Here is a 23,555-nt window from a genome sequence, read left to right as displayed (position 1 = left end):
ATTCAATGTTCGAATTCATTCTTCCAATCTGAAAGACGTTTCAAAGGCAGAAAAGCCGGGACAAGATCTCCCTGATATTCTTTTTCTATAAATGCCGCTGTATCATCAGCTTGATAAAGCTCAAGAATGGTTTGCAGCGCTTCCCGGTCTTGATCCTCCGCTCTGACAACAATCAAATTCATCTCTTCCTCAGACATGAGTCCGCCGCTCTTTAGCGTATGCTTTTTCGGGTTCAGGCCCGCTTTTTTTGCTTCTGATGGTTTCATGACAAACACGTCGGCACCGCTCACTGCATCCTGTTGCCGGACAGCTTTTAATTTCAGGTGTCTCGGATTATCTTTAATCATATCAACTGAACCTGTTCCGTTAAATCCGTTTTTCAGCGTTAGCAAACCCGCTTCCTGGAGCACCGTAAGCGCCCTGCCAAAATCGAACGCTTTATCCGGAACAGAAACGATAGCTCCTCGCGGTATATCTTGGATTCGGTCATATCGTTTTGAATAAATGCCCATAGGCGTTATGTATGTCGTCCCGAGCGGCGTCAAATTAAGTTTGTATTTTTGGGTGAACGACTGAAAATATGAAATGGTTTGAAAGGCGTTGGCATCAATTTCTTTGTTAGCAAGTGCGATATCAGACTCCGCATAATCAGAAAAAGGGATCAGCTGAATATCCAGCCCTGCCTCTTCAGCCTTTTGAGCAATATAGTTCCATATTGCCCCGTCAGACTCAGCAATCCCGATTTTTATCGATTCATGTTCTGCAGACGGTGAACATGCAGTAAATGAAACGAGAAGAACAAGGACGAAACTGCATATAAGCCACTTTTTCATTGTGACCATACTCCTATCTATGTATTAGAGCATGCAAGCAATATCAGACATAAAAATCATACGCTCTCTTAGTTGATAAACGTTGTCATTTGTAATATTGATTAACTTTTACCTTACTCATATCCAATAAGGTTGTCAATTCCTATTACTTATCTTCCCAAAATGAAGGAATACTAAGGCAAACGTATGATCACATATCGAGAAAGCAGATGAATTTCCGCAAATAAATATCAAATTGAAAAATAAATATGGTATTTTCCGAAAAAAGTTTCAATAAGCAGTTGTTTTTTCTGAAGATTACTGGTAGAGTAAAGGTAATTATTTTTGTTCGAACTATCTTTAAGAAGAAAGTTTTGTAAGAGTTTTCGTCTTGAAAGTTTGTTAAGAGCAAGAATAGTGAATTTAAGCGTTATGATCGCTTTAGGAGGAAATTTCATGTTAGAAGGTAAAGTAAAATGGTTCAACTCTGAAAAAGGTTTCGGATTCATCGAAGTAGAAGGTCAAGACGATGTATTCGTTCATTTCTCTGCTATTCAAGGCGAAGGCTTCAAAACTTTAGAAGAAGGCCAAGCTGTTTCTTTTGAAATCGTTGAAGGAAACCGCGGACCACAAGCTGCTAACGTTACTAAAGAAGCGTAAGCATAAATTGATATGAAAAACTGCAGGTGCAAACCTGCAGTTTTTATTTTGACAAAAAAGCTGTTTTGCTTATGCAAAACAGCTTTCTTTATTAGTTTGCAATATCCCGCTTCATGAAGATTCCGAAAGCAAGCAACAAGAAGATGATAAAGTAGATCGCCAGCATGACGATAGAAAACGTCATAGTCATCCCTTTTATTAACGGTGTGCCATCCACATACTGAGTCAAGTCGACATTAGCAAACAATATATACTTTGCCCAGTCAAATTTCGCTGCAATAAATGCAGTTGCAGTCGTACCGGCAACCAACAAGAAGATGGAAAAACCAACCGCAAGAGAGCTGTTTCTGAATACCGCAGACAGCATAAATGCCATCGTCGCCACCATTAAAGCCGAGACGGATTCAGAAAGATACGTTGTGGCCAAATGCCCTATCATGTTTTGCTCAATGACATGGCCATCCTTATAGATTAAATGAATATTCGCGGCGATTTCACCACCCGTCCCGAAGAAGATCAACCCTAATAAAGTAGAACCGATAAATAAAATCAACAGCAACAGGAGCCCAAACAGGAGAACTGTAATATATTTGGACATCAAAATTTGAAAACGGCTGAGCGGCCGAATCATTAATAGCTTAATCGTTCCCCAATTAAATTCGTTCGCGACAATTCCGGCCGCGATGATAATAGTAAACAGACCGGTAAGGATGGTAAAGTTTGCTGAATCCGTTACATAAGACCATACCGTATAGCCCGTGTCACTAGGGATATTATGCTCGATGCGATAGTCGTTGAGTGTGATTGTTTCTTTATACCCATCTTTCAGTGAAGGATCTTCTTTGATTTCTTTCTTTAATTCGGCGTTTTGTGCTTGAAGTTCTTGTTTCCAATGGGAATTTGATTCACCAGCAGAAAAATGATTCGCCAAAAATGCAAATCCAACCATTGTCAGCCCCAGAATTCCGATCATCACCCATGTTCCGGCACGGCTGAAAATTTTGAGCCACTCATTATAAATCAAATTAAGCATGCTGAACCTCCTCTTTTGTTTCACCTGTCATTTCTAAGAAACGGTCCTCTAATGATTTTGTTATGACCTTAACCTCATAAATACGGATTTGCTGCATCACCAGCAATTCAATAACCGCAGGGACTTCGTCTTTAGCCAGTTTGATTTCTACACCATTTGTCTTACTCAGCAAATCGTACTGATTTAAAACAGCAGCGGCTTCATTCGGCTGCTCAACCTGGAAGAAATATGTATCGTTCTCATCAATGTTTTCATCTTTTACATTTTGAATATCGATCAGCTTTCCTTTTTGCAGAATCGCAATTCGATCACACATCAGTTCCATTTCTGACAGCAGGTGGCTTGAAACGATGACAGCCATTCCTCTTTCTCGGGTCAGCTTCTTTAAATGATCTCTGATTTCTCTGATCCCCGCCGGATCAAGGCCGTTTGTCGGTTCATCCAAAATCAGCACTTTCGGATCGTGCAGAAGGCATTGTGCCAAGCCAAGACGCTGTCTCATCCCCAGAGAATATGTTTTCACCTTGTCGTGGATTCTGTCTGTTAAACCGACCAGTTCAACAACTTCATCAATTTTTTCCTTCGTGACACCCTTGACCATCCTTGCGTATTGCTGGAGATTTTTATATCCGCTCAAAAATTTATACAGCTCGGGATTCTCAACGATCGCTCCAATATGCTTAATCGCCTTGGCATATTCTTTCGTAATTGATTGGCCGCAAATGAGGACATCACCTTTCGACAGCTTCATTAACCCCACCATCATCCGGATGGTTGTCGTTTTCCCCGCTCCGTTTGGTCCCAAAAAACCGAATACCTCGCCTTCACGAATCGTAAAACTGAGATCATCAATGATCGTTCGGCCTCTGATGTTTTTAGTCACGTTTTTCAATTCCAACACTGTTTTCATCATATTCCTCCTCTTTCTAGCAAACTTCCATTTTTGATTTAAACCATTGCAACACAGACATGCCTTCCTGTTCACGAATATCTTCTACTTCACGCTGCGCAACTTTTTCTCCATTGGCGAGGATGATTACTTCGTCTAACAAAGTCTCAATTTCATCAATTTCATGTGTCGCGATCACGACAATCTGCTGCTCAAAATCAATGTACGACACAAGGCTGTTTACGATGGAATCCCTGACCATCGGATCAAGCCCGGAAAAAGGTTCATCAAGCAAGATGACGTCTGCCCGTCTCGCTAAAGCAAGAACGATTTTCAGCCGGCCCCGATTTCCTTTTGATAGCTTTTTGATCTTTTTTTCCGGATTCAGCTGCATCTCATTCAATAGCTTATAAGCCTGTTCTGTTTGAAAATCAGGAAACTGCGACTGATAAAAATTCACCATATCTTTAACAGTGAAATGCGGATAAAACATATCAAGCTCAGTAAGATAAGCCGTTTGACGCACCATTTCTCTCGTAACCTGCTCTTCATCAACTTTCACAAATCCTGAAGTCGGAAACAGAAGGCCAGCCATCATTTTCAGGGTCGTTGACTTGCCGCTGCCGTTCGGTCCGATCAGGCCATAAATCCGTCCGGATGATAGGGTGATTGACACATCATTGACGGCCGTATGGCGGCCGTATTTTTTTGATACATGTTCTAGCTTGATTTCCATTTTAGCCTCCCTCTGTGAATGTTTTAATCCCTTCTAACATTTCCTCTTTCGTTAGCCCTAGCTCTTTCATTTGCTTGACAAAGCCTTCCAGCACCTCTCGTGTCAGCTTGTCTTTCAGCTCGTCTACGATTTCTGCTTTTTCCGCAATAAACGTCCCTTGACCTCTTCTTGTCTCCACAATACCCAGCCTTTCCATCTCACTGTACGTTCTTTGAATTGTATTGGGATTTACCTTAGTTTGAATCGCCATTTCTCTTACTGAAGGAAGCTTGTCTCCTGGGAGCAGCTCCTTCCTGACCAGCCTATAAAAGATCTGATCAGCGATCTGCAGATAAATCGGTTTCGAGGATTGGAATTGATTGTCCATATTTACACCTCTACTTTACGATCAAGCAGTTTTGAAGCCATGATGAGCAGCAAGAACGTGATGACTATAGCAATAGGAAACCCTAGCACAGACAGATGGATAGGTTTTAGTTCCAATCTCCAAACATTGTGGAAGTGGAAATCAAAATTGCAATAGACTGTTACAGGCCAGAAATGCTTTTGAGATTCAACCAAAGGGCTTATGATGTATTCATCGAAGAATAACCACACTGCAACCAACAGAACCATCGCAGCCCACCGCATTCCGCGCCAATTTCTGAGAGAGTGAAAAACAGTCCAAAATACAATGACTGTTACTGACATATCTAACGAAGAAATAAGCCCATACATATTCAGCAAAGCCACTGTACTCGTTATATCAACTTGATGCTCCAGCAGATTTTTTACAGAGAGCATATGATACATCCATATGCCATAGGCTGTTAATGCCAACTGAATCACAAATTGATAGAGCAAAGATGCTGCCAATTTAGAAGAAAACAGCCATAAGCCGCCATTTGGATTGTACAGCCAAAGCTGTGATTTCCCTTCCTTGCGAAGGTGATAAAACACAAAAACAGGAGATAAGAAAAGCAGAAAAAAAGCAACTGCAACAAAAAAACCAAAAATGACTAGAGGTTCTTTCGTGCGAGAAGCTATAATATGGCCTGTTCCCAATAAGAAAATGATTCCGCATATCCATACTAGCAGCCACATTCTTGAAAGCTTGATATCTTTCTTTAATAAACCTAAAAAAGAATTCATGTCTTTACCTCCCGGAAAAAATCCTCGGTGTATGAGTAACATAGTACACTAGATCAAGATGGAATACAACATATTCCATGGATTTATTTGATAAAAACATAATTGATGGAAACAGCAAAAAAGGCAAACCCGCCATGAGTAAACGGATTTGCCTTTTTCATTACTTTTTCTTATTTTTCATAGAGAGCAGCGCATCACGATAGCTGCGGTCCTGCATTTTGTCACTTTCCTCAGTGACCTCTTCTTCTGCATGAACTTCATCAGAATGCTTAAACTTTTGCAGCGCCTGCCTGTAAATATCATCACCCATTGTGTCACGCTTCTCTTTTGGAGAATCGTTTTTGACAACGGATGGCGTATGCTCGGCAGCCCTTGCTTCAGCAGGGTAATGCGCTTCGTTTTTTTCCTCTTCTGGAGGTGCGATTCTATCGGTTGCTTCTTGCTTCTCAGGTCCAGGTGAGGCGTTGCGGACGTTAAATGTAATAAGGGCCGCAATGACAATGACAGCAGCAATTATTGCTATAATAATGGCCATTTCAACCTCTCCTTACTGTCCTGCTGTTAGGTTTCCTGTGACTTGGCTGACACGTCTTCCCAACGCGCGTCCAAGCTGAATACCTTCCTCAGACATTAACTCATCACTGTCTACCGGACAAGTGACACCTGCTCCGTAATAAGAGCCATAAAGTGCGTTTTCAGGCACGTTGCCAGGCAGTCCGACAACAATCATGCCTTGGTGGAACATCGGCGTGATTAAATTGTGCATTGTCATTTCCAAGCCACCGTGTGTTGTTGCCGTTGTGCAGAAGACAGCACCGACTTTGTTGATCAGCTCGCCTTCAGCCCACAAGTAGCCAAGTCTGTCGATCCAAGTTTTAAGACCGGAGCTGATTGTTCCGAAATGCCCTGGGCATCCCCAAATAATCGCATCCATATCTTTAAGCTTGCGGATATCAGCCTGGTCTACATGGTCGATGAACACTTCAGCCGCGTCGTTTTCTCGCGCGCCTTCAGCAATTGCTTCTGCAAGCACTTTAGTATGTTCGCCTTCACTATCATACACTACATAAATTTTCATTCAGGAAACCTCCCTGTACAGATTAAGATTCCTTAGCTTCTTTTGGAGCAGGAAGTAATGAAAGCTCCTCTTTTTTCTTCTTACGCAATTTATCTTTTCTGACGTCACGCAGGAAGATACTTAAAATCAAACCTGCTACACAGAATAAGGTTGCCCACATAAAGGCATCATTTATCCCCATGACATTGGAATCGAGTGACGCGTGTTTATAAATATGTGAGTACACATATGTTTTCGCCGTATCATAAGACACATTCATATTCACCATTAAATTCGAAACTGCATTTTGGAACGCATGGAGGAAGTTCGGGTCCGCCGTGCTTGTTTTATCTGCAATTTGTGAATAATGGAATGTCGTCCGGTTTGTATAAATCGTCGTAATTAAACTTGTTCCGATTGATCCGCTGATTTGGCGAAGCGTGTTGCTCATCGCCGTTCCGTGGCTGTTCAGACGGGCAGGAAGCTGGTTCATCCCGGCTGTCATGACTGGCATCATTAAGAGAGACATACCAAATGCACGAATTGAATAGATCAGCATGATGTGTGTATATGGTGTATCAATTGTCAATTGCGTGTATTGATATGTTGTTACCACTGTCACGAGAAGCCCGATAATCGCAAGCGGTCTCGGTCCGAATTTATCGAACAAAATACCTGAGATCGGTGACATAATCAGCATAACGATCGCACCCGGAAGCAGAAGCAGACCGGATTGAAGCGCCGTAAAGCCGACCAGGTTTTGCAGATAGATCGGTAAAAGGAACATACCAGTGTAAAGTGCCACTGTAATAATGATATTAATGACACTCGAGAGTGAGAAAATGTCATATTTAAACACTCTGAAATCAAGCATCGGATCATCATGACGCAATTGCTGAACAACAAAAGCAACAATTGCAATGGCTCCGATAATAACTGTAGACAATACAATCGGGTCGGTCCAGCCGTCAGACCCGGCTTCACTGACTCCGTATAATAAGGAGGCGAATCCGACAATCGAGAGGATTGCGCCAAGAGTATCGAGTTTGATTTTTTGCGGCTCCACCATATTTTTAAAGATGAAGAAAGCCACAATGATAACAATTGCGCCGATCGGCACAAGTCCGTAAAACATAATGCGCCATGTATAATGCTCAATAATCCACCCGGAAAGAGTCGGGCCGACCGCTGGAGCAAACATCATCGCTAGCCCGAAAATCCCCATTCCTTTCCCCCTGCTTTCAGGCGGGAAAATTAACAGAATGGTTGTCATAACGAGCGGCTGCAAGATACCTCCGCCCACGGCCTGAATCAAACGGCCGATCAGCATTGTAGAGAAGTTAGGTGCGATACCGCAGACTAACGTACCGAGCGTAAAACAAAACATCGCGACGAGAAAGAGACTCCGCTGGCCAAATCGTGTAATCAGGAAAGCAGATAACGGAATCAATACACCGTTAACAAGCATGTAACCTGTTGTCAGCCACTGAATCGTCGTTGCACTTACGCCAAATTCAGTCATTAAGTGCGGCATTGCAACATTAAGCAGTGTTTGGTTTAGAATTGCCAAAAATAAACCCGCCATTAGCACAATCAGCAATGACATAGGGTTTTTTGCATTTTTTTCTTTGCCTGTAGCCATCTAAGACAACCTCCTTTCATGGTTTGATGACTGATCTGTTTTACTCAGAAATTTTAACAGATGCATTCATTCCAGGAAGCACCTTATCAGATGGGTTTTTGATTGAAATTTTCACAGGAATTTTTTGTGTTACTTTTGTGTAGTTTCCGCTTGAATTTGTAGAAGGAAGCATATCAAAAGTTGAGTTAGTCGCATAACCAATTTCTTCTACAGTACCGTCAAATGTAGTATCAGGATCTCCGTCAACTACTACGTCTACACTATTTCCTACTTCAATATCCGCAATATCTGTTTCTTTAATATTTGCTGTGATGTATAGGTTGTCCATGTCAATCGTTTGTGCAATTGTTGTACCAGCTTGTACGGTTTGTCCGTTTTTCACTTCGTTTTTCACAATTGTTCCATCCATAATGGATTTTACGTCAACAGTTTGTTCGCCTTTGATTTTTGCAACTGTGTCGCCTTTTTTCACTGTTTTTCCTTCGTCCAGATCCCAGTCAGATACTTTACCTGCTGCTGGAGCAGTAATAGCAGCCATATCGCCCGCTACTTTTGCTTCATCTGTTTTTACGTAGTTTGTGCTTTGATAATAGTAGTAAGCACCTCCAGCTATAATTGCAAGAACAACAATCAAACCGATAATGTTGGTCAGAATTAAACGTCCTCTGTTCATTTTGTTTTCTCCTTTCGTTTCATCCTCTATCATTTTGCGGAAAGCTGGTGAAAATATGTGAGAAGTTTTTAATTACCGCTTTTTTCTGAACAGCCTTCAGCAAGCTTCGTTAAGCTTCCGGCTAGTTTGCGCAAATACTGCAGCTGGGAGGTATCAAGCTTTTGGTACAAGCCGGCACCCATTTTTGCATATTGCACAGCGGCTTTTTCTATCAGTTCTTCCCCCTCTTCGGTTAACTGAATCATGACGATACGGCGGTCATCCGGACTGTCATATCGATTCATCAATTGGCGCTTATACAGAATATCTGTCATCCGCGTCACAGAAGCAGGCTTAAGATCAAGCGACATTGCCAGCTTGCTTAGCGGGGTGCTTCCGCTTTGATGAATTTTAAACATCAGCAAATATTGAAGGACTGTAATATCAAAAGGCTCAAGCACAATCTCCAATATCTTCTTCTGTTTTTTATATATCGCCCGAGACGTATCGAAGAGCTGTTCAAAAGTGAGCAAAGCACGTTCTGATTCAGTCAACTCCTTTTCACCTCATTCCTCAATAATAGTTCACAAGATAAAATATTAATAAATGAAAGAAGATTTGTCAAAGGAAAAATTTCTTTTTCTCCCGTATTTTTTTCGCAAGCGTTTTCTTGCTTTTATTAAATAAAAAAAAGCCCTGAAATGGGCTTTTCATTACGAAAATTGATGGCTTACACCAGACTCTTCATTTCTGAAAAAGTTCTTTAGAGCCTGAAAAACATCAGATTTCTGTTTTAAAATATAGTACTTAAATTTCTCATCTTTTACATTTTTATATGCAGACATTAACGTTGAATGCCTGTTGTACTGATTGACCTCGCCGTAACAGAATAGATTGGCCTTCTTCATAATATCATTGACCAGTTTCACACAGCGCGCGTTATCAGATGTCAGGTTGTCACCGTCAGAAAAATGAAACGGGTAGATGTTATAGCGGGCGGGATTATACTTTTCATCAATAAGCTCAAGCGACTTCCGATATACGGAAGAACAAATTGTTCCGCCGCTTTCTCCCTTTGAGAAAAAATCCTCCTCCGAGACCACTCTTGCTTCTGTATGATGGGCAATAAATTCAATTTCCACAGTCTCGTATTTTGTCCGCAAAAAACGGGTCATCCAGAAAAAGAAGCTTCTGGCCATGTATTTTTCCCAAACCCCCATACTGCCGCTTGTATCCATCATGGCTAAAACGACGGCTTTTGATTCGGGCTTTGTGATGTCATTCCACGTCTTATATTTCAGGTCCTCCGGATAAATTGGGTAGAACGACGGTTTTCCTGACATTGCGTTTCGTTTAAAGGCTGACATCATCGTTCTTTTCTTATCAATATTACCGGTTAACCCTGTTTTACGGATATCATTAAACTCGATATCTGTATGAATGATATTGTCCCGCTCTTTTTGCTGGAGATTCGGAAGCTCTAATTCTTTAAAAAGCGCTTCTTCTAAATCCATTAATGAAACTTCCGCTTCATAATAATCCTCGCCTGCCTGATCACCGGCACCCTGCCCTTTTCCAGGCCCTTGTTTTTTGTCTGATCCATCCCGGGCCACAACATCTCCAACCTGGCTCTCGCCGTCTCCTTGCCCTACATGTTTATTTTTATCATAGTTATAACGGATTTTATACTCATCAAGTGAACGGATTGGGATCTTCACTACATCTTTTCCATTAGACATAATAATGCTTTCCTCAGTTACGAGGTCCGGAAGATTGTTTTTGATCGCTTCCTGCACTTTTTTCTGGTGGCGCTGCTGGTCATCGAAGCCTTTGCGATGGAGGGACCAGTTTTCCTCAGAAATCAAAAAATGGCCGCTGTCATTTTGGGACATGAATTCCCCTCCTTAACCATTTGTGGTCGTGATACATACGTATTCCGGCTTGTGCCAGATTATGAAACAAGTCTTTTGAAAAGATTTATATTCATCATATGCACATATGCACGTTTAATTGACAAACTATTTAGAAAATGGGACAAAATAACCCGCCCTATTCGGACGGGTCACGTTGCTTATCGGTTCAGCAGGCTGCCGACATATTTCAGCAGCTCATTGGCGCTCGTCGAGTTGTAGCCGTGCTCATCAATTAAACGGGCCACGACTTCATTTACCTTTTTCAGCTGCTGCTCATCCGGCGTTTTTGTTGAGGTCGTAATTTTAACGACATCCTTCAGATCAGCAAACAGCTTTTTCTGAATAGCTTCACGCAGTCTTTCATGGGAATTGTAATCAAACCGCTTGCCTTTTCTCGCATAGGCCGAGATGCGGATTAAAATTTCTTCGCGGAACGCTTTTTTGGCGTTTTCCGAAATGCCGATCTGCTCTTCGATGGATCTCATCAGCTTTTCGTCAGGGTTCATTTCCTCTCCTGTCAAAGGATCACGAAGCTTATTTTTATTGCAATAAGCCTCTACGTTATCGAGGTAATTGTCCATAAGTGTTTTTGCTGATTCTTCATACGAATACACAAACGCTTTTTGAACTTCCTTTTTCGCAATGTCGTCATATTCCTTGCGAGCGGCAGAAATAAAATTCAAATACCGCTCTCTGTCCTCGCTTGAAATTGATGGGTGCTGATCAAGACCTTCTTTTAAGGAACGAAGGACATCGAGAGAATTAATCGATTCCATATTTTTTCTGATAATCGTTGAAGAAATCCGGTTGATCACGTACCGCGGATCAATGCCGCTCATACCTTCATCATTATATTCTTTTTTCATATCCTCAACGTCGACAGAATTATATCCTTCCACACTTTCTCCATCATACAGTCTCATTTTCTTGACCAGATCAATATCCGACCGCTTCGGCTCTTTTAACCGGGTAAGGATTGAGAACATCGCGGCGACCTTCAACGTATGCGGGGCAATATGAACATCCGCCACATCGCTTTCTGCGATCATTTTTTCATAAATTCTCTCTTCCTCAGACACTTTTAAATTATAAGGAACCGGCATCACAATGATTCTTGAGTGCAGGGCTTCATTCTTTTTATTAGAAATAAATGAGCGATACTCCGTTTCATTCGTGTGAGCCACGATCAGCTCATCAGCAGAAATTAACGCAAACCGCCCAGCTTTAAAATTCCCTTCCTGTGTCAAGGAAAGCAAATGCCAGAGAAATTTCTCATCACATTTCAGCATCTCCTGAAACTCCATCATCCCGCGGTTCGCTTTATTCAGCTCTCCGTCAAACCGGTAAGCGCGCGGATCCGATTCTGAACCGTACTCGGCGATTGTTGAGAAATCAATACTCCCCGTCAAATCGGCAATATCCTGAGATTTCGGATCAGAGGGACTGAATGTTCCAATTCCCGTACGCTTATCTTCTGAAAAGAAGATGCGCTCCACCTTCACATCCTCAATTCTTCCTCCGTACTCTTCCTCCAGCCTCATGACATTTAAAGGAGAAAGACTTCCTTCTATTCTAATGCCGTATTCCCTGTAAAAGTCATCGCGTAAATGATGGGGGATTAAATGTAGAGGGTCCTCGTGCATCGGGCAGCCTTTAATCGCATATACAGCGCCATTATCTGTCAGCGTGTACGCTTCGAGACCTTTTTTAAGCATCGTGACCAGCGTGGATTTACCGCCGCTCACAGGCCCCATCAGCAATAGAATCCGCTTTCTGACATCTAGACGTTTGGCAGCCGGATGAAAATACTCTTCCACAAGACGCTCCAGAGATTCTTCAAGCCCGAACAGCTCGCGGTCAAAAAAACTGTACTTCTTGCGTCCGTCAATCTCCTCTATCCCGCTGTCTTTTATCATATTAAAAACTCGAGAATGAGCAGATTGCGCGACCATCGGATTTTCTTTAATAATCTCCAAATAATCGGCGAAAGTTCCTTCCCATTTCAGCCGCTGCTCTTCCTCTCTGTACTGTTCAATTTTCTTTAATATATCCATAAGGACCTCCTCTATCATGTTTGATACACTATGCAAATAAGGTACTTTGATACAATCTATGCCGCCATCTCGTGATACATGCTTTGGTTTCTTAAAAATAAAGATACTTATACATCGTTGACAAGGCAGACTGCGACCGTTCATAATAAAGAAAAATACAGAATCATCCAGACTCGGACAGCACGGAAAAATTGAAGAGGGGGAGAGACGGTGAAAACAATCATCATGATGGGTGTCATTGTCACTTTTTTAGTATCAATTTTTACCGCAGGATACGATAGCAAGCCTGGAAAAGAATAAAAAAGGGTGCTCCTGAAAGAGCACCTTTTTGTATAACAGAACAATGTTTTACAGTTTTGTTTTTTCTTTGATCTGTGAATGCGGATCGCACTCACATTTGTTTTCGTACTCAATCGTTCCGATGCTGCATCCCGGCCCGATGATCACTTCTTTTCCCCTGACAACTGCCGCTTCGGTATTCTCCAAATAAACCCGATCTCCTTCTATGACATCGGCGATCAGCTTCCCTTTCTTCCGGCTAAAAAAACTCGCGCGTCTTTTCACTGTAATTGTTGTTCCGCCGATTTCCTGCACATGGCTTATATCATGGCTCAATCTCAGCTTGATCTCACCCGAATTTAATAACCCCGATACATCAACACAGCCTGTGACATGGAACATTTCTGTTTCACAATCACCTATTACGCTAAGCTTCCCTTTCACATCGCAGGATTCTCCAGTCATATTCCCGCCAATTTCAGTCTGGCCTTTCAGATTGAATCGATCAAATTGAAGTGAGCCGCTGACTTTCATTGTCCCATATATATTGATTTTGCCGGCTGTCAGATCGCCTTTACATTCACTTTCTCCGAGCACACGCAGCCGCTCAGTCTCTGCTTTTCCGAGAAAAAGGCCCGTTCCGTATATGCGGCAGCCTACAGCAGACAGCCCTTCTCCAACTACACCTTCTCCTTTGATGCTGACATTATGATACGCGCCTCCTGCGGCATGCCCAGCGCCATATAATTTTAAATTTCCCAGTTTTGTTGTCTCCATTACGATCCTCCTTACAACTTTGTGGATGTTTCAACCGACGCGCTTGGATCACAGGTATAGTCCCCACTGTATTCGACGGTTTCAATCTGGCAATCCGGGCCGATGACCACTTTATTTCCGCGCACGGTTTTCGCCTTTGTATTTGTCAATTCAATCACGTCACCTTCGATCAGCTCTGCTGTTAGAACAGGCTGCGGCATCAATCTGAGCAATGTCAGCATTCCTTTTCTGCAGGTCACTTGAAGATGGCGGCAGCCGATCTCCCGCACATAGCTTTCCCCTGCAGAAAGCTTAATGATCACCTGGTCTGCATTTAAAAGCCCGCTGATTTTGCATTTCCCTTCTGATTGAAAGGTTTCTGTTTCACAATCTGCTTCCATGACAGCTTTTCCGCTAATGTCAATGCCATCAGCCTTGACAGTGCCGCCAAATGTTGATGATCCAGCGATTTTCAATTGTTTTGCAGATACCTCTCCTTGAATAAAACCAGTGCCATTCATCCGGATAGATTCTGCTTCAACGTCTCCATGTATCTTTCCTGAACCGCTGATGGTTACCGCTTTCGCTTTGACGCTGCCGTCGGCTTTTCCGTTTCCATTAAAAGAAAAAGTGTCACACTCCACGTCCCCGGCCACTGTCCCGCTGCCATTAATCTCAACAGATTGAAATGTTCCTCCCTTTGAACTTCCTGACCCGTTTATCACCAGCTTTTCCACTACATCCATTGATGGCCCTCCTGCATAAATGTTGTTTTTAATTCCTCTGAAGCTTTTAATAAATCTACCCGTTCCACAACCTTTACGGATGATTCAAACAAAATGCTGTCCGCCGCAGCCGCTATAAAACAAGTTGTGACACCGAGCTTGCGGAGCACAATCAGCTCCGTCTGTTTTTCAATCTCTTCAGTATCATGCTTCTTTAATACCTCTGCAGCCATTTTTGCTTCTGCAAGGCTGACATTTCCAGACTGCAGCAGGCCCTCAAGCACAAACAGCGAAAGCAAATCGCTGGATGAAAAAACCGGACTTCCTCCGTCTTCTGAATAGGCTTCAAGAGCAGGCCTTGAAACCAAACCTTTATGAAGCAATTCATCAGCGGTCATGCTGACATCCTTCATTTTCGGCGACAGCATTTCCCTCATTTCATCCAAAGACAAATTTTCTTTCATCTTTTGAATCATTGATATACGTTTTAAAATCTCCTCTCTCGGAAAAAACGTCTCTTGCCCTGTAAATGTGGATTTACGAATAAACCATTCCTCAGGTATTAAGTTTTTCCGCTTCCATCGATACAGCTGACCGTATGAAATCGATGTTCTTTCAAGTAATTCTTTTTTAGAGATTAATTGTTCTTCCATAAGTCCAGCTCCTTTGATGGGTACATTGTAACATAACACTGTTACGTTGTTAAGCCCAAAAACGAAACAAAGCATTTCAACATCCGCAAAAAAACCCGCCCATCATCGATGAGCGGGTTTTTTCACTATTTTAAATCACGGTAATTTTGCTGGCGCAGCGCTTCATAAACAAGAATCGCGGCAGTATTGGACAGATTTAACGATCTGACGTGCTCTGTCATCGGAAGACGCAGGCAGCGGTCCATATTATTTTGAATTAAATCTTTTGGCAAACCGCTTGTTTCTCTTCCGAACACGAAGAAATAATCCTCGTCAAGATCAGTGTAATCAAATGATGTATGAGGCTGCTGGCCAAATTTTGTAATAAAGAAAAACTTGCCTTTTTTATATGCCTCAAACAATTCTTCTAACGAATCATGATACACAACGTTAACAAACTCCCAATAATCGAGTCCGGCACGCTTCAGCATTTTATCATCCGTTGAAAAGCCGAGCGGACGAATCAGGTGTAGCGTTGTATTGGTTGCTGCACAAGTACGTGCAATATTCCCTGTGTTAGCGGGAATTTCTGGTTGATATAAAACGACATGTAATGCCACAATGTTCACCTCTGTTTTTCTTATCCGCCCATCATTATAACATTAATTACTCTTTTGTCGTATCATCAACGATATGAAAAAAGGCATATCGTATTGACGGCGTGTATGCCGTAGAATCCTCATATGACCAATACCTCATCCGGCTGTCATAGGTCTGGGCGTTGACAAGCGGCATATTGCCTTTGTCCTTTGCCACGACAATCGTTGTATGATTAAACCGGCCGTCTCCTTCGAAGTCATAGCAAATCACATCGCCCGGCATCAGTTCTTCCGCTGATTTCACCCGCACCGCACGCAGTCCGGCCTTTGAATTCGACAAATACATTTTCATAGAGTGAGCCACCGTCCAGCTGTAGCTCCATGAGCTTTGTTTCATCCACCAGCCTGATCCCCTGTTCGGATGACCGCGCATCGGCGCGCCTCCTGCATGAAGACACTGAGAAATAAAATTTGTACAGTTATCGCTGAAATTTTTATAAGCAGGATTGCGCTTGTTCCAAAATTTCTCGGCATATTGGACAGCGCCGAGACGATCGTATTGAAAAGCCCTGCCAAACGCTTCTCTTTCCTCTTCAGCTTCAGAATAGTCAATAATACTGGTCCCTTCATGAAATCCAGCCGGCTTTTTCGCAATTTCCTGATCACTAATCAAAATGTGATCATACAGGAAAGCCATTCGCTCCTCTATGTGCTCTTCTATATACAAGCTGTCATCTTGTTCCTTACACACGTATTCGTAATGGATGGTATACGAAAGGCAGGTCGTTCCGTCATCCTCAACCCGCACATGATTAATCACGGCCTTTGCTTTCGCTTTTATGATGTCAACTTTACGTTTTTCCAGAAGCTTTTTCTTACGCTCCATGACTTTAAGGTCTCCGACTTGAGACTCCTGTCTCATAGCATGCCCGTTAACCAGAAAGCCCAGCCGCTCCTCCGCTAATTGTTCTAAAATGTGCTTCAAGCTCACCCCACCCGCCATACTTTTTTATAGAGAAAAAACACTTGGATGATCTCAAGTGTTTTTTCCTTCTGCTCTATACGTATGTCAGGACAAGCCTTGTTTAGTCATGCCTGAAGCTTTTAGCAACTCAATTCCTTTTTCAATTTCCAGCTTTGCCTCTTCATCCTTCTCTTTTTCCAGCGCTTTTTCAAGCTCTTCCGCGTATGCGGGGTCTCCGATTTTTCCGATTGCCCATGCGGCTGTCCCCCTGATGACAGGACGCGGATCCTTATGCATCAGTTCCGCCAATTCAGGCAGTGCGGAAGCATCCTTAAAATGCGCTAGCGCGAGAATGGCGTTTCGCTGAATCGGTTTTTTCCCGCGCCAAGAACCTGAGACATGCCCGAATTTCTCCTTAAATTCCCGATTGCTGATGGTCAAAAGCGGCTTCAATAACGGTTTGGCAATCTCAGGATCAGGCTCCATTTCCGGATGAAGATGAAAATCCTTCCCTTTATTGAGAGGGCATACCGTTTGGCACGTATCGCACCCGTACAGGCGGTTTCCGATTTTTGTCCGGAATTCATCAGGTAAAAATCCTTTTGTCTGGGTTAGAAAAGAGATGCAGCGCTGCGCATTAAGCTGCCCGGGATTAACCAGGGCTCCCGTCGGACAGGCATCCAAGCATTTCGTGCAGGACCCGCACATATCTTCAATCGGCACATCAGGCTCAAAAGGGATATTTGTGATCATTTCCGCCAAATACACATAAGAGCCATACTCGGGTGTTGTGATCATACAGTTTTTCGCACTGAATCCAATTCCGGCACGTTCCGCAACGGCGCGATCAGACAATTCACCTGTATCAACCATTGACTTCGTTCTGATATCCTCATGCTTGCTTTTTAGAAAATCCTCCAGCAGATCAAGCTTTTCCCTCAACACATCATGATAGTCTTTTCCCCAGGAAGCTCTGCAAAAAATGCCCCTGCGCTCAGTTCTCGTGCTTCTCGGCGCATCCTTCATTCTGGAAGGATATGCGAGAGCAATTGCAACTATAGATTTCGCTTTCGGCAAAAGAAGCTTCGGCGTCACCCTTTTTTCGATATCCGGCTCTTCAAAGCCGGAGAGATAGCCGAGTGATTCTTGAAGAATCAAACGGTCTTTTAAACTGTCAAAAGTATCAGCGGTCGTAAAACCAATCTTGTCCACGCCAATGCTTTTCGCGTATTCAATTAATTCTTCTTTGAGCTGATAAACGTTCATGTTTTGCACAGCCTCCTTTCTTTGTGATAAAACGATACAGCGTTTATAATAGGTTGATATCACGTAACTGGAGTGAATGCTAGTGAATATCAAACTTGATTCTGTTATTACTGAACGTGCGGCCGGCTTACATGCAGCTGCTGTCATTTATGAGAATATCGAAGTCGGCTCCTCACCGCAAATGCTGAAAGGCAGACTCCGCCTGTTTCAAGAATCCTTGTTTTTCGACTATGCGGACGGCGGTATATCCGATGAATCCTTCGTCAAGGAATGGCAGGAACTCTTTAAACAGCTTAACCCTTCATTTGAGGGAGAAACAACCCCAATGGAGGACATGCTGGTCCCGATATCCAAGGAACAATTCATGGAAAGTAAAGACTCGGCCCATGACACAATCGATTTTTTCGCATTAAAATATTCTCTGCCTATTATGATTTATGATGCCGGAAAGCTTCATGAGCCGGTCCGGATCTCATTGGGAGAAAAAGAAAACATATTGCTTTTCTCTGATGAAAACGGTATTTTTGGCGATTTCAAAAACAGCGTCAACCACTATCCCGTTTCAAACGAGACTAAGAATATGCTGCAAATCATTTTTTTCCCGCCATCGATTGAGAAAAGCAGCTCTGTTAACCTCTTATCATCATTAACGAAAATGTTTGAACAAATTCACGGCGGCACCCATACAGTACATTGGCTTACGTAAAAGAACACGAATACCGTGTTCTTTTTTACATAAAAAAACGCAATACTTCGTTTATCTGAGAAACGAAACACTGCGTTAATAACGTATGTATGGAGCGGGTGATGAGAATCGAACTCACGACATCAGCTTGGAAGGCTGAGGTTTTACCACTAAACTACACCCGCATTTGTGGTTGTCAGCAACAGTACCGCTCTGACTTTTTTTATATTACATGTTTATTTATTTTTCGTCAAGGGAATATAAAAATTTTGTCGAAAAAAAGTTATCTTTTTGTAAAGTTGTTAAGTTCCATTTACATAATGTTAAGTATACTATACAATATAATCAATCGAGATTGTGAAGGGGACAGACGTCATGATGAAAAATAAAGTAAAAGAGCTGAGGGCACGCTTCGGCTATTCTCAGGAAAAACTCGGAGAAACGGTCGGCGTCACAAGACAGACTGTGGCTGCTATCGAAAAAGGCGATTATGTTCCCTCACTGCTGTTAGCACTGAAAATCTGCAAAGCCTTCTCCATGAAAATGGAGGATGTCTTTTGGTTAGAGGAGGAAAACTAAGATGAGCATGAAAACAAAAGCAGCTTTTCACCTTGTGTTATTTGGCCTTGCATGCTGGACGCTGATTGCATACTTTGAAGCCTCAGAAGGCATAGCATCTTTTTTCGGCACAAAGAGCGGCGGGATGGTATTTGAATTAAACCTCACCCCCTTTATTCTGTTTGTTGCGGCGTCTGCGGTTTATTTGTACTTACAGAAAAAAAGCCGCCCTGCCAGAAAGCAGCTTCTTCTGCCTGATGAGTTTGAAGAGCAGGATGAAAGAGAGCAGATGATGACGGCAAAAGCATGTCGCGCGTCATATATCGCTGTCTACTTCTCGCTGCCTGCCGCAGCGGTTCTTCTCATTTTTTATCCGCTATTTCAATCGCGTATTCCGTTTTTCCCTATTATTATTGTGTTTATCATCATGATCATCCAGCACCTTTCCTACGTCATCTCTTTCAAGAAAAACGAAAAAAACTCCGGCGCGCTGTAATCGGCCGGATTTTTTTCTTACCAGCTTGCTTTTTTCACACCGGGAATCTGGCCTTTATGGGCCAGCTCCCTGAAAGCGATTCTGGACATTTTAAACTTCCTCATATATGCTCTCGGGCGCCCCGTTACCATGCAGCGGTTGTGAAGCCTTCCCGGTGCTGAATCTCTTGGCAGCTTGCTGAGTGCCTCGTAATCTCCTTTTTCCTTCAACTCGCGTCTAATACCAGCGTATTGCTCAACAAGCTGTTGGCGTTTTAACTCTTTTGCCACTTTTGATTTTTTAGCCAAGTCACATAGCCTCCCTTTAAATCGAAATTGTTACGATTTAAAATGTATCATGCACCATTCAAAAAAGCAAGCATACCGCTTTGTAAAACAGACGGCTTGAAGCCGCCCACTCTAATGATGCAATTCCACATAATACAGTAACGCATCTTGATGCTTAATGAGCTCTTTTTTATGTTCAGAGGTGTGCATTGTCTCGTCAGTCCCTCTAATACTGCTGCCGATCAAAGCAGGCTTCTCGAAAGTAATCGGTTCCGGCGATGAAATATTCTGAGTCATTTCCTGTGTTGTGCTATCGTCGCGTTTCACCGATGAATCAGCCGCTATATTTCCCTGTTTATCCACAATGCCAAAATGAAGGGTGGTATGTTTATTCTTTCCTTCCCCCTCTTCATTCTCAAAATAAACAAATTGTATGGTATCGGGTTTTTCCTCTGAATAATCTGCACGAACCGGTCCAAACCTCTCAACAAGCTTTCCCTTTTGATAATGTTCGATGTACATGTCAGCTGAAGAAATACCTTCACCGATATTGACGGCTTCGGCAGTGAATGCCTGTGAAGCTGCGACATCCATTCTGTTTTTTTCAAGATCTGATATGTCCGCCGCTTTGATTTCCATCTGTTTTGAATGTCCGCATGCAGACAGCATAGCTATGAGGCAAATGACTGCCGCGCTTCTCAATGTTTTCAGAAAAAAAGCCCCCTTTTTTTGAATATCATACCATGTTCGGGGGGCTGTATTTTAGTTAAACTCATGCATTTTTCTCTTTGACAAAATAAGTGTTTCCTACCGCTTCTCCCCTTTTGTTCTGAAGCTTTCTCGTCCGATCATTTTCAAACGGCAAAAGCGGAAATACAAGCTCTGCAAAATAATACGCTTCTTCTAAATGCGGATAGCCGGAGAATATAAACGATTCTATGCCGAGTGCCTGGTACTCCGCTATCCGGTCGGCAATCGTCTGCGGATCACCGACAAGAGCTGTTCCTGCCCCTCCTCTGACCAGGCCGATCCCCGCCCACAGATTCGGGCTGATTTCAAGCTTCGTCCGATCGCCTTGATGAAGGACGGCCATCCGCTGCTGGCCTGAAGAGTCGTAACGGCTCAAAGCTGCCTGCGCTTTGGCAATGGTGTCATCATCCAAGTGGCTGATCAAGCGCTCTGCCGCTTCCCATGCCTCTTGTTCAGTTTCACGGGCAATGACATGCAGCCTAATGCCAAATCGAACGGATCTCCCTTCTTTTGCCGCTTGCTTTTTGACTCTTTCTATCTTTTCTTTTACTTGTTCAGGCGGCTCACCCCATGTCAAGTACACGTCTGTATGCTTTGCGGCAGCTTCAATCCCAGCCTGTGACGAACCACCGAAATAGATGGGCGGATGCGGCTCTTGCTGCGGCGGGAAAAGCAGATTGCTGTTTTCCACTTTTATATGCTTTCCTTCATAGGAAACCGTTTCTCCCTGCAAAAGGCTCCGCCAAACGGTTAAAAATTCGTCTGTTGCTTCATAGCGCTCATCATGGCTGATAAACAGGCCATCGCCTGCCAGCTCATACGGATCGCCCCCAGCCACAACGTTGATCAGCAGCCGGCCGTCTGAAATGCGGTCTAGGGTGGACGTCATTCTGGCTGCCAGAGAAGGCTGCATTAAACCAGGTCTTACCGCGACTAAAAACTTTAAGTCCTTTGTTTCTCCTGCCAGTGCCGACGCTGTAAGCCACGGGTCCTCGCACGATCTTCCCGTCGGCAGAAGAACTCCTGTATATCCCAGCCTGTCTGCCGCCTGCGCGACTTGTTTAAAGTAAAGATGATCCGCAGTCCGTCCATCACTTTCAGATCCTAAATATCTCGCGTCTCCATGAGTCGGTATAAACCAAAGAATTTCCATATTCATCTCCCCTTATATCTTTTATCCTTCGTAGCTGTTTCTCCACTTTAACAGCTTTCGTTCAAGCAGCCTGACGAAGGAATCCGTCAGCTTTCCAACCACTGCAAAAATGATAATCCCTGCAAAGACTTTATTCGTTTGTGAAAACTGTCTCGCATCCATGATCATATAGCCGACTCCCGAGCTTGAGCCCATCAGCTCTGCCACAACGAGCCCGAGCCATGCAATGCCGAGCGATAAGCGAATGCCTAGCAATATATTGGGCAGGGCTGCCGGCAATATCACTTTGGATATCTGCTGATGCCATTTAAATTCAAGCACCCGGGCGACTTCAAACAGCTTCGCGTCAACCCCGCGGATGCCGTTAAACGTATTGATATAGACAGGAAAGAAGGCACCGAGCGCAATCAGCAAAATTTTAGATACTTCGTCAAATCCGAACCATAAAATAAACAGCGGCGTGACGGCCAGATGAGGTACGGTTCTAAGCATTTGCAACGACGGATCAAGATACAGCTCCGTCCGTTTGGAAAATCCGGCCAAAATCCCGATCATCAATCCAAGCCCCGCGCCAAGCAAAAAACCAAGCGCCGCCCGATAAATGCTGATTTGCAGATGGCCGAACAGTTCGCCGGACAAAATAAGCTCCTTAAAGGTCAGAACAATCGTAACAGGTGTAGGCAGCACTGTAGCGGACACAACCCCCAGCCCGCCGATGACCTGCCAGATGGCAATGATGACAGCGGGCAGTAAAAGCCCCTTCATCCAGCCGTATCTCTTCCTTCCGGGCTTTTTTCGCACCGCTTCCGCATTCGTTTTGGGCAGCGAGCCCGCAGCCTCTGCTTTCATCATTGATCACCTCCTGAGGAATGTTCCTTTAATGCTTTTTTGATAAAAGTGTTATCGACAACATCCTTCACATCAATCTTCTTATCTATCGCCTTTGTTCGAAATTGAAAATCTGCTGTTTCCTGCTGCGCTTTCACAATGTCGTCACTGATGACCTCATTCAGAGGTTCAGTATTTTTCAGCACATTTTCGACGACCTTTTTATCGAGATCTTTAATGTCAGAATACAAGTCCGCTGCTTCATCCAGATGTTCCTTTTGCCATACAACGGCTTTATTAAACACCTTCAGAAAACGGACCACTTCGTCTGGATGCTCTTCTGAAAACTTTGTTCTTACTAAAGTAAAACCCGGTGAATATAAATCTGTGCTTTCTCCGTTCACAAGGATTTTTGCTCCGTGTTTCATTGTTTCTAAGGACAAGTACGGCTCCCAAATGGACCAGGCATCAACAGATCCGTTTTCAAATGCGGAAGCTGCTTCATCAGGCTGAAGCTGAATAATTGTCACATCATTAGCTGACAACCCCACTTGATCAAGCGCTTTATACAAAAAATCAAACCCGCTGCTGCCTTTAGCGACTGCAATTTTCTTCCCCTTTAAGTCCTTAACGTCTTGAATGCCGCTGTTTCGATTGACAAGGATGCCGTTTGCTTTCAAGCCGTCCTGAGACAAACCGATTTCTTTAAAGTCAATGCCTGCCGCCTGTCCAGCGATCACAGGCGAATTACCGACTTGAGAAAAATCAAGTTTGTCTGCCGCAAGGCCTTCAAATTGGGGCGGACCGCTTTGAAACTCCACCCATTTCACTTTGATGCCTTCTTTTTCAAATGCATCTTCGAACCAGCCTTTTTCTTTTGCGATCAAAAGCGGGCTTAAGCTTTGCTGAATACCAATACGAATTTCCTTCAATTGTTTGTGGTCACCGCTGGCTCCATTTGCTCCACAGCCTGCGAGCAGAAAAATAACGGCAACCAATACAATGAGTCCTTTTTTCAT

General features: G+C 43.3%; 28 protein-coding genes, 1 tRNA gene and 1 pseudogene. 4 read left to right on the top strand and 26 right to left on the bottom strand.

Translation table 11 applies throughout. The annotated features are described in order from the left end of the window. Positions 1-2: 2 nt before the first annotated feature. A complete protein-coding gene (locus tag M1D65_RS04970) occupies positions 3-833 on the bottom strand; it encodes a MetQ/NlpA family ABC transporter substrate-binding protein (RefSeq protein ID WP_072175845.1) in 831 nt (276 codons plus the stop codon). 435 nt (positions 834-1,268) lie between these two features. Here M1D65_RS04970 and cspB point away from each other — a divergent pair, with 435 nt between their 5' ends. After that, entirely contained in the window at positions 1,269-1,472 is a 204-nt protein-coding gene (gene cspB / locus M1D65_RS04965; RefSeq protein ID WP_003224086.1) for a cold shock-like protein CspB, read from the top strand. A 91-nt stretch (positions 1,473-1,563) separates the two neighbouring features. Here cspB and M1D65_RS04960 read toward each other — a convergent pair whose 3' ends face one another. From M1D65_RS04960 to queG, 19 genes and pseudogenes are all read right to left on the bottom strand, one after another. After that, positions 1,564-2,505 carry an ABC transporter permease gene (locus tag M1D65_RS04960; protein WP_273797442.1) on the bottom strand — a complete coding sequence of 314 codons (942 nt, stop codon included), beginning with the start codon at positions 2,503-2,505 and terminating at the stop codon, positions 1,564-1,566. Continuing rightward, positions 2,498-3,415: an ABC transporter ATP-binding protein gene (locus M1D65_RS04955; RefSeq protein ID WP_021479692.1), complete on the bottom strand. Its 918-nt coding sequence runs from the start codon at positions 3,413-3,415 to the stop codon at positions 2,498-2,500. The genes M1D65_RS04960 and M1D65_RS04955 overlap by 8 nt, the downstream gene beginning before the upstream one ends. Before the next feature lie 16 nt (positions 3,416-3,431). Continuing rightward, positions 3,432-4,130, bottom strand: a complete 699-nt coding sequence (locus tag M1D65_RS04950; RefSeq protein ID WP_015252494.1) for an ABC transporter ATP-binding protein — start codon at positions 4,128-4,130, stop codon at positions 3,432-3,434. Position 4,131: 1 nt separating this feature from the next. Then, positions 4,132-4,497, bottom strand: coding sequence for a GntR family transcriptional regulator (locus M1D65_RS04945; RefSeq protein WP_003233424.1), 366 nt, complete (start codon positions 4,495-4,497; stop codon positions 4,132-4,134). 2 nt (positions 4,498-4,499) lie between these two features. After that, a complete protein-coding gene (locus M1D65_RS04940) occupies positions 4,500-5,261 on the bottom strand; it encodes a hypothetical protein (protein ID WP_038829220.1) in 762 nt (253 codons plus the stop codon). Between the two features lie 4 nt (positions 5,262-5,265). Beyond that, positions 5,266-5,422, bottom strand: a pseudogene (locus M1D65_RS04935) (hypothetical protein). Continuing rightward, positions 5,422-5,796 (bottom strand): hypothetical protein, encoded by a 375-nt coding sequence (locus M1D65_RS04930; RefSeq protein WP_003233427.1) that lies wholly within the window; start codon positions 5,794-5,796, stop codon positions 5,422-5,424. Before M1D65_RS04930 ends, M1D65_RS04935 begins: the two are co-directional and overlap by 1 nt. A 12-nt stretch (positions 5,797-5,808) precedes the next feature. Further along, positions 5,809-6,339 carry an NAD(P)H-dependent oxidoreductase gene (locus M1D65_RS04925; RefSeq protein WP_003233428.1) on the bottom strand — a complete coding sequence of 177 codons (531 nt, stop codon included), beginning with the start codon at positions 6,337-6,339 and terminating at the stop codon, positions 5,809-5,811. A gap of 22 nt (positions 6,340-6,361) precedes the next feature. Continuing rightward, positions 6,362-7,960 carry an MFS transporter gene (locus M1D65_RS04920; RefSeq protein ID WP_003233429.1) on the bottom strand — a complete coding sequence of 533 codons (1,599 nt, stop codon included), beginning with the start codon at positions 7,958-7,960 and terminating at the stop codon, positions 6,362-6,364. Positions 7,961-8,000: 40 nt separating this feature from the next. Then, a complete protein-coding gene (locus M1D65_RS04915) occupies positions 8,001-8,666 on the bottom strand; it encodes an HlyD family efflux transporter periplasmic adaptor subunit (RefSeq protein ID WP_014476241.1) in 666 nt (221 codons plus the stop codon). 35 nt (positions 8,667-8,701) lie between these two features. Beyond that, on the bottom strand, positions 8,702-9,166 hold the full coding sequence (locus M1D65_RS04910; protein WP_003233431.1) for a MarR family transcriptional regulator: 465 nt from the start codon (positions 9,164-9,166) through the stop codon (positions 8,702-8,704). A 159-nt stretch (positions 9,167-9,325) separates the two neighbouring features. Then, positions 9,326-10,504, bottom strand: coding sequence for a sporulation protein YhbH (gene yhbH / locus M1D65_RS04905; protein ID WP_003233432.1), 1,179 nt, complete (start codon positions 10,502-10,504; stop codon positions 9,326-9,328). Between the two features lie 179 nt (positions 10,505-10,683). Next, positions 10,684-12,579 carry a serine/threonine protein kinase PrkA gene (gene prkA, locus M1D65_RS04900; RefSeq protein WP_003239626.1) on the bottom strand — a complete coding sequence of 632 codons (1,896 nt, stop codon included), beginning with the start codon at positions 12,577-12,579 and terminating at the stop codon, positions 10,684-10,686. Between the two features lie 348 nt (positions 12,580-12,927). Beyond that, the gene (locus tag M1D65_RS04895) at positions 12,928-13,635 is read right to left on the bottom strand and encodes a hypothetical protein (RefSeq protein WP_032725262.1); all 708 of its coding nucleotides are present in this window, start codon (positions 13,633-13,635) and stop codon (positions 12,928-12,930) included. Positions 13,636-13,646: 11 nt separating this feature from the next. Then, positions 13,647-14,360 (bottom strand): bactofilin family protein, encoded by a 714-nt coding sequence (locus M1D65_RS04890; protein ID WP_021479697.1) that lies wholly within the window; start codon positions 14,358-14,360, stop codon positions 13,647-13,649. After that, a complete protein-coding gene (locus tag M1D65_RS04885; protein ID WP_003245603.1) occupies positions 14,351-14,992 on the bottom strand; it encodes a YhbD family protein in 642 nt (213 codons plus the stop codon). Before M1D65_RS04885 ends, M1D65_RS04890 begins: the two co-directional genes overlap by 10 nt. Before the next feature lie 125 nt (positions 14,993-15,117). Next, positions 15,118-15,600: a tRNA (uridine(34)/cytosine(34)/5-carboxymethylaminomethyluridine(34)-2'-O)-methyltransferase TrmL gene (gene trmL / locus M1D65_RS04880; protein ID WP_010886453.1), complete on the bottom strand. Its 483-nt coding sequence runs from the start codon at positions 15,598-15,600 to the stop codon at positions 15,118-15,120. Positions 15,601-15,637: 37 nt separating this feature from the next. Further along, a complete protein-coding gene (locus M1D65_RS04875; RefSeq protein ID WP_015252502.1) occupies positions 15,638-16,573 on the bottom strand; it encodes an amidase domain-containing protein in 936 nt (311 codons plus the stop codon). Positions 16,574-16,639: 66 nt separating this feature from the next. Then, positions 16,640-17,800, bottom strand: coding sequence for a tRNA epoxyqueuosine(34) reductase QueG (gene queG / locus M1D65_RS04870; RefSeq protein WP_029317521.1), 1,161 nt, complete (start codon positions 17,798-17,800; stop codon positions 16,640-16,642). Between the two features lie 82 nt (positions 17,801-17,882). On the opposite strand from queG, the gene M1D65_RS04865 reads away from it, so the two are divergent. After that, positions 17,883-18,506 (top strand): B3/B4 domain-containing protein, encoded by a 624-nt coding sequence (locus tag M1D65_RS04865; RefSeq protein WP_064671167.1) that lies wholly within the window; start codon positions 17,883-17,885, stop codon positions 18,504-18,506. A 90-nt stretch (positions 18,507-18,596) separates the two neighbouring features. Here the strand turns inward: M1D65_RS04865 and M1D65_RS04860 are convergent. Then, a tRNA-Gly gene (locus M1D65_RS04860) sits at positions 18,597-18,670 on the bottom strand. 193 nt (positions 18,671-18,863) lie between these two features. On the opposite strand from M1D65_RS04860, the gene M1D65_RS04855 reads away from it, so the two are divergent. Then, positions 18,864-19,064: a helix-turn-helix transcriptional regulator gene (locus tag M1D65_RS04855; protein WP_009966860.1), complete on the top strand. Its 201-nt coding sequence runs from the start codon at positions 18,864-18,866 to the stop codon at positions 19,062-19,064. 1 nt (position 19,065) lies between these two features. Beyond that, complete coding sequence (locus tag M1D65_RS04850) at positions 19,066-19,539, top strand: hypothetical protein (RefSeq protein ID WP_064671166.1); 474 nt, start codon at positions 19,066-19,068, stop codon at positions 19,537-19,539. A 17-nt stretch (positions 19,540-19,556) separates the two neighbouring features. Here the strand turns inward: M1D65_RS04850 and rpsN are convergent, their stop codons facing one another. The 5 genes from rpsN to M1D65_RS04825 form a co-directional block, all read right to left on the bottom strand. Next, positions 19,557-19,826, bottom strand: a complete 270-nt coding sequence (gene rpsN / locus M1D65_RS04845; RefSeq protein ID WP_003233455.1) for a 30S ribosomal protein S14 — start codon at positions 19,824-19,826, stop codon at positions 19,557-19,559. Positions 19,827-19,937: 111 nt separating this feature from the next. After that, positions 19,938-20,474: a hypothetical protein gene (locus tag M1D65_RS04840; RefSeq protein WP_064671443.1), complete on the bottom strand. Its 537-nt coding sequence runs from the start codon at positions 20,472-20,474 to the stop codon at positions 19,938-19,940. A 103-nt stretch (positions 20,475-20,577) separates the two neighbouring features. After that, the gene (gene ssuD, locus M1D65_RS04835; protein ID WP_049139582.1) at positions 20,578-21,708 is read right to left on the bottom strand and encodes an FMNH2-dependent alkanesulfonate monooxygenase; all 1,131 of its coding nucleotides are present in this window, start codon (positions 21,706-21,708) and stop codon (positions 20,578-20,580) included. Between the two features lie 21 nt (positions 21,709-21,729). Beyond that, positions 21,730-22,560, bottom strand: a complete 831-nt coding sequence (locus tag M1D65_RS04830) for an ABC transporter permease (protein WP_010886451.1) — start codon at positions 22,558-22,560, stop codon at positions 21,730-21,732. After that, on the bottom strand, positions 22,557-23,555 hold the full coding sequence (locus tag M1D65_RS04825) for an aliphatic sulfonate ABC transporter substrate-binding protein (protein WP_029317518.1): 999 nt from the start codon (positions 23,553-23,555) through the stop codon (positions 22,557-22,559). Before M1D65_RS04825 ends, M1D65_RS04830 begins: the two co-directional genes overlap by 4 nt.

It is taken from the genome of Bacillus sp. JZ39, from assembly GCF_053903145.1.
Note: the sequence above shows the minus strand (reverse complement) of the source record. Positions and strands in the feature narration are given on the sequence as shown.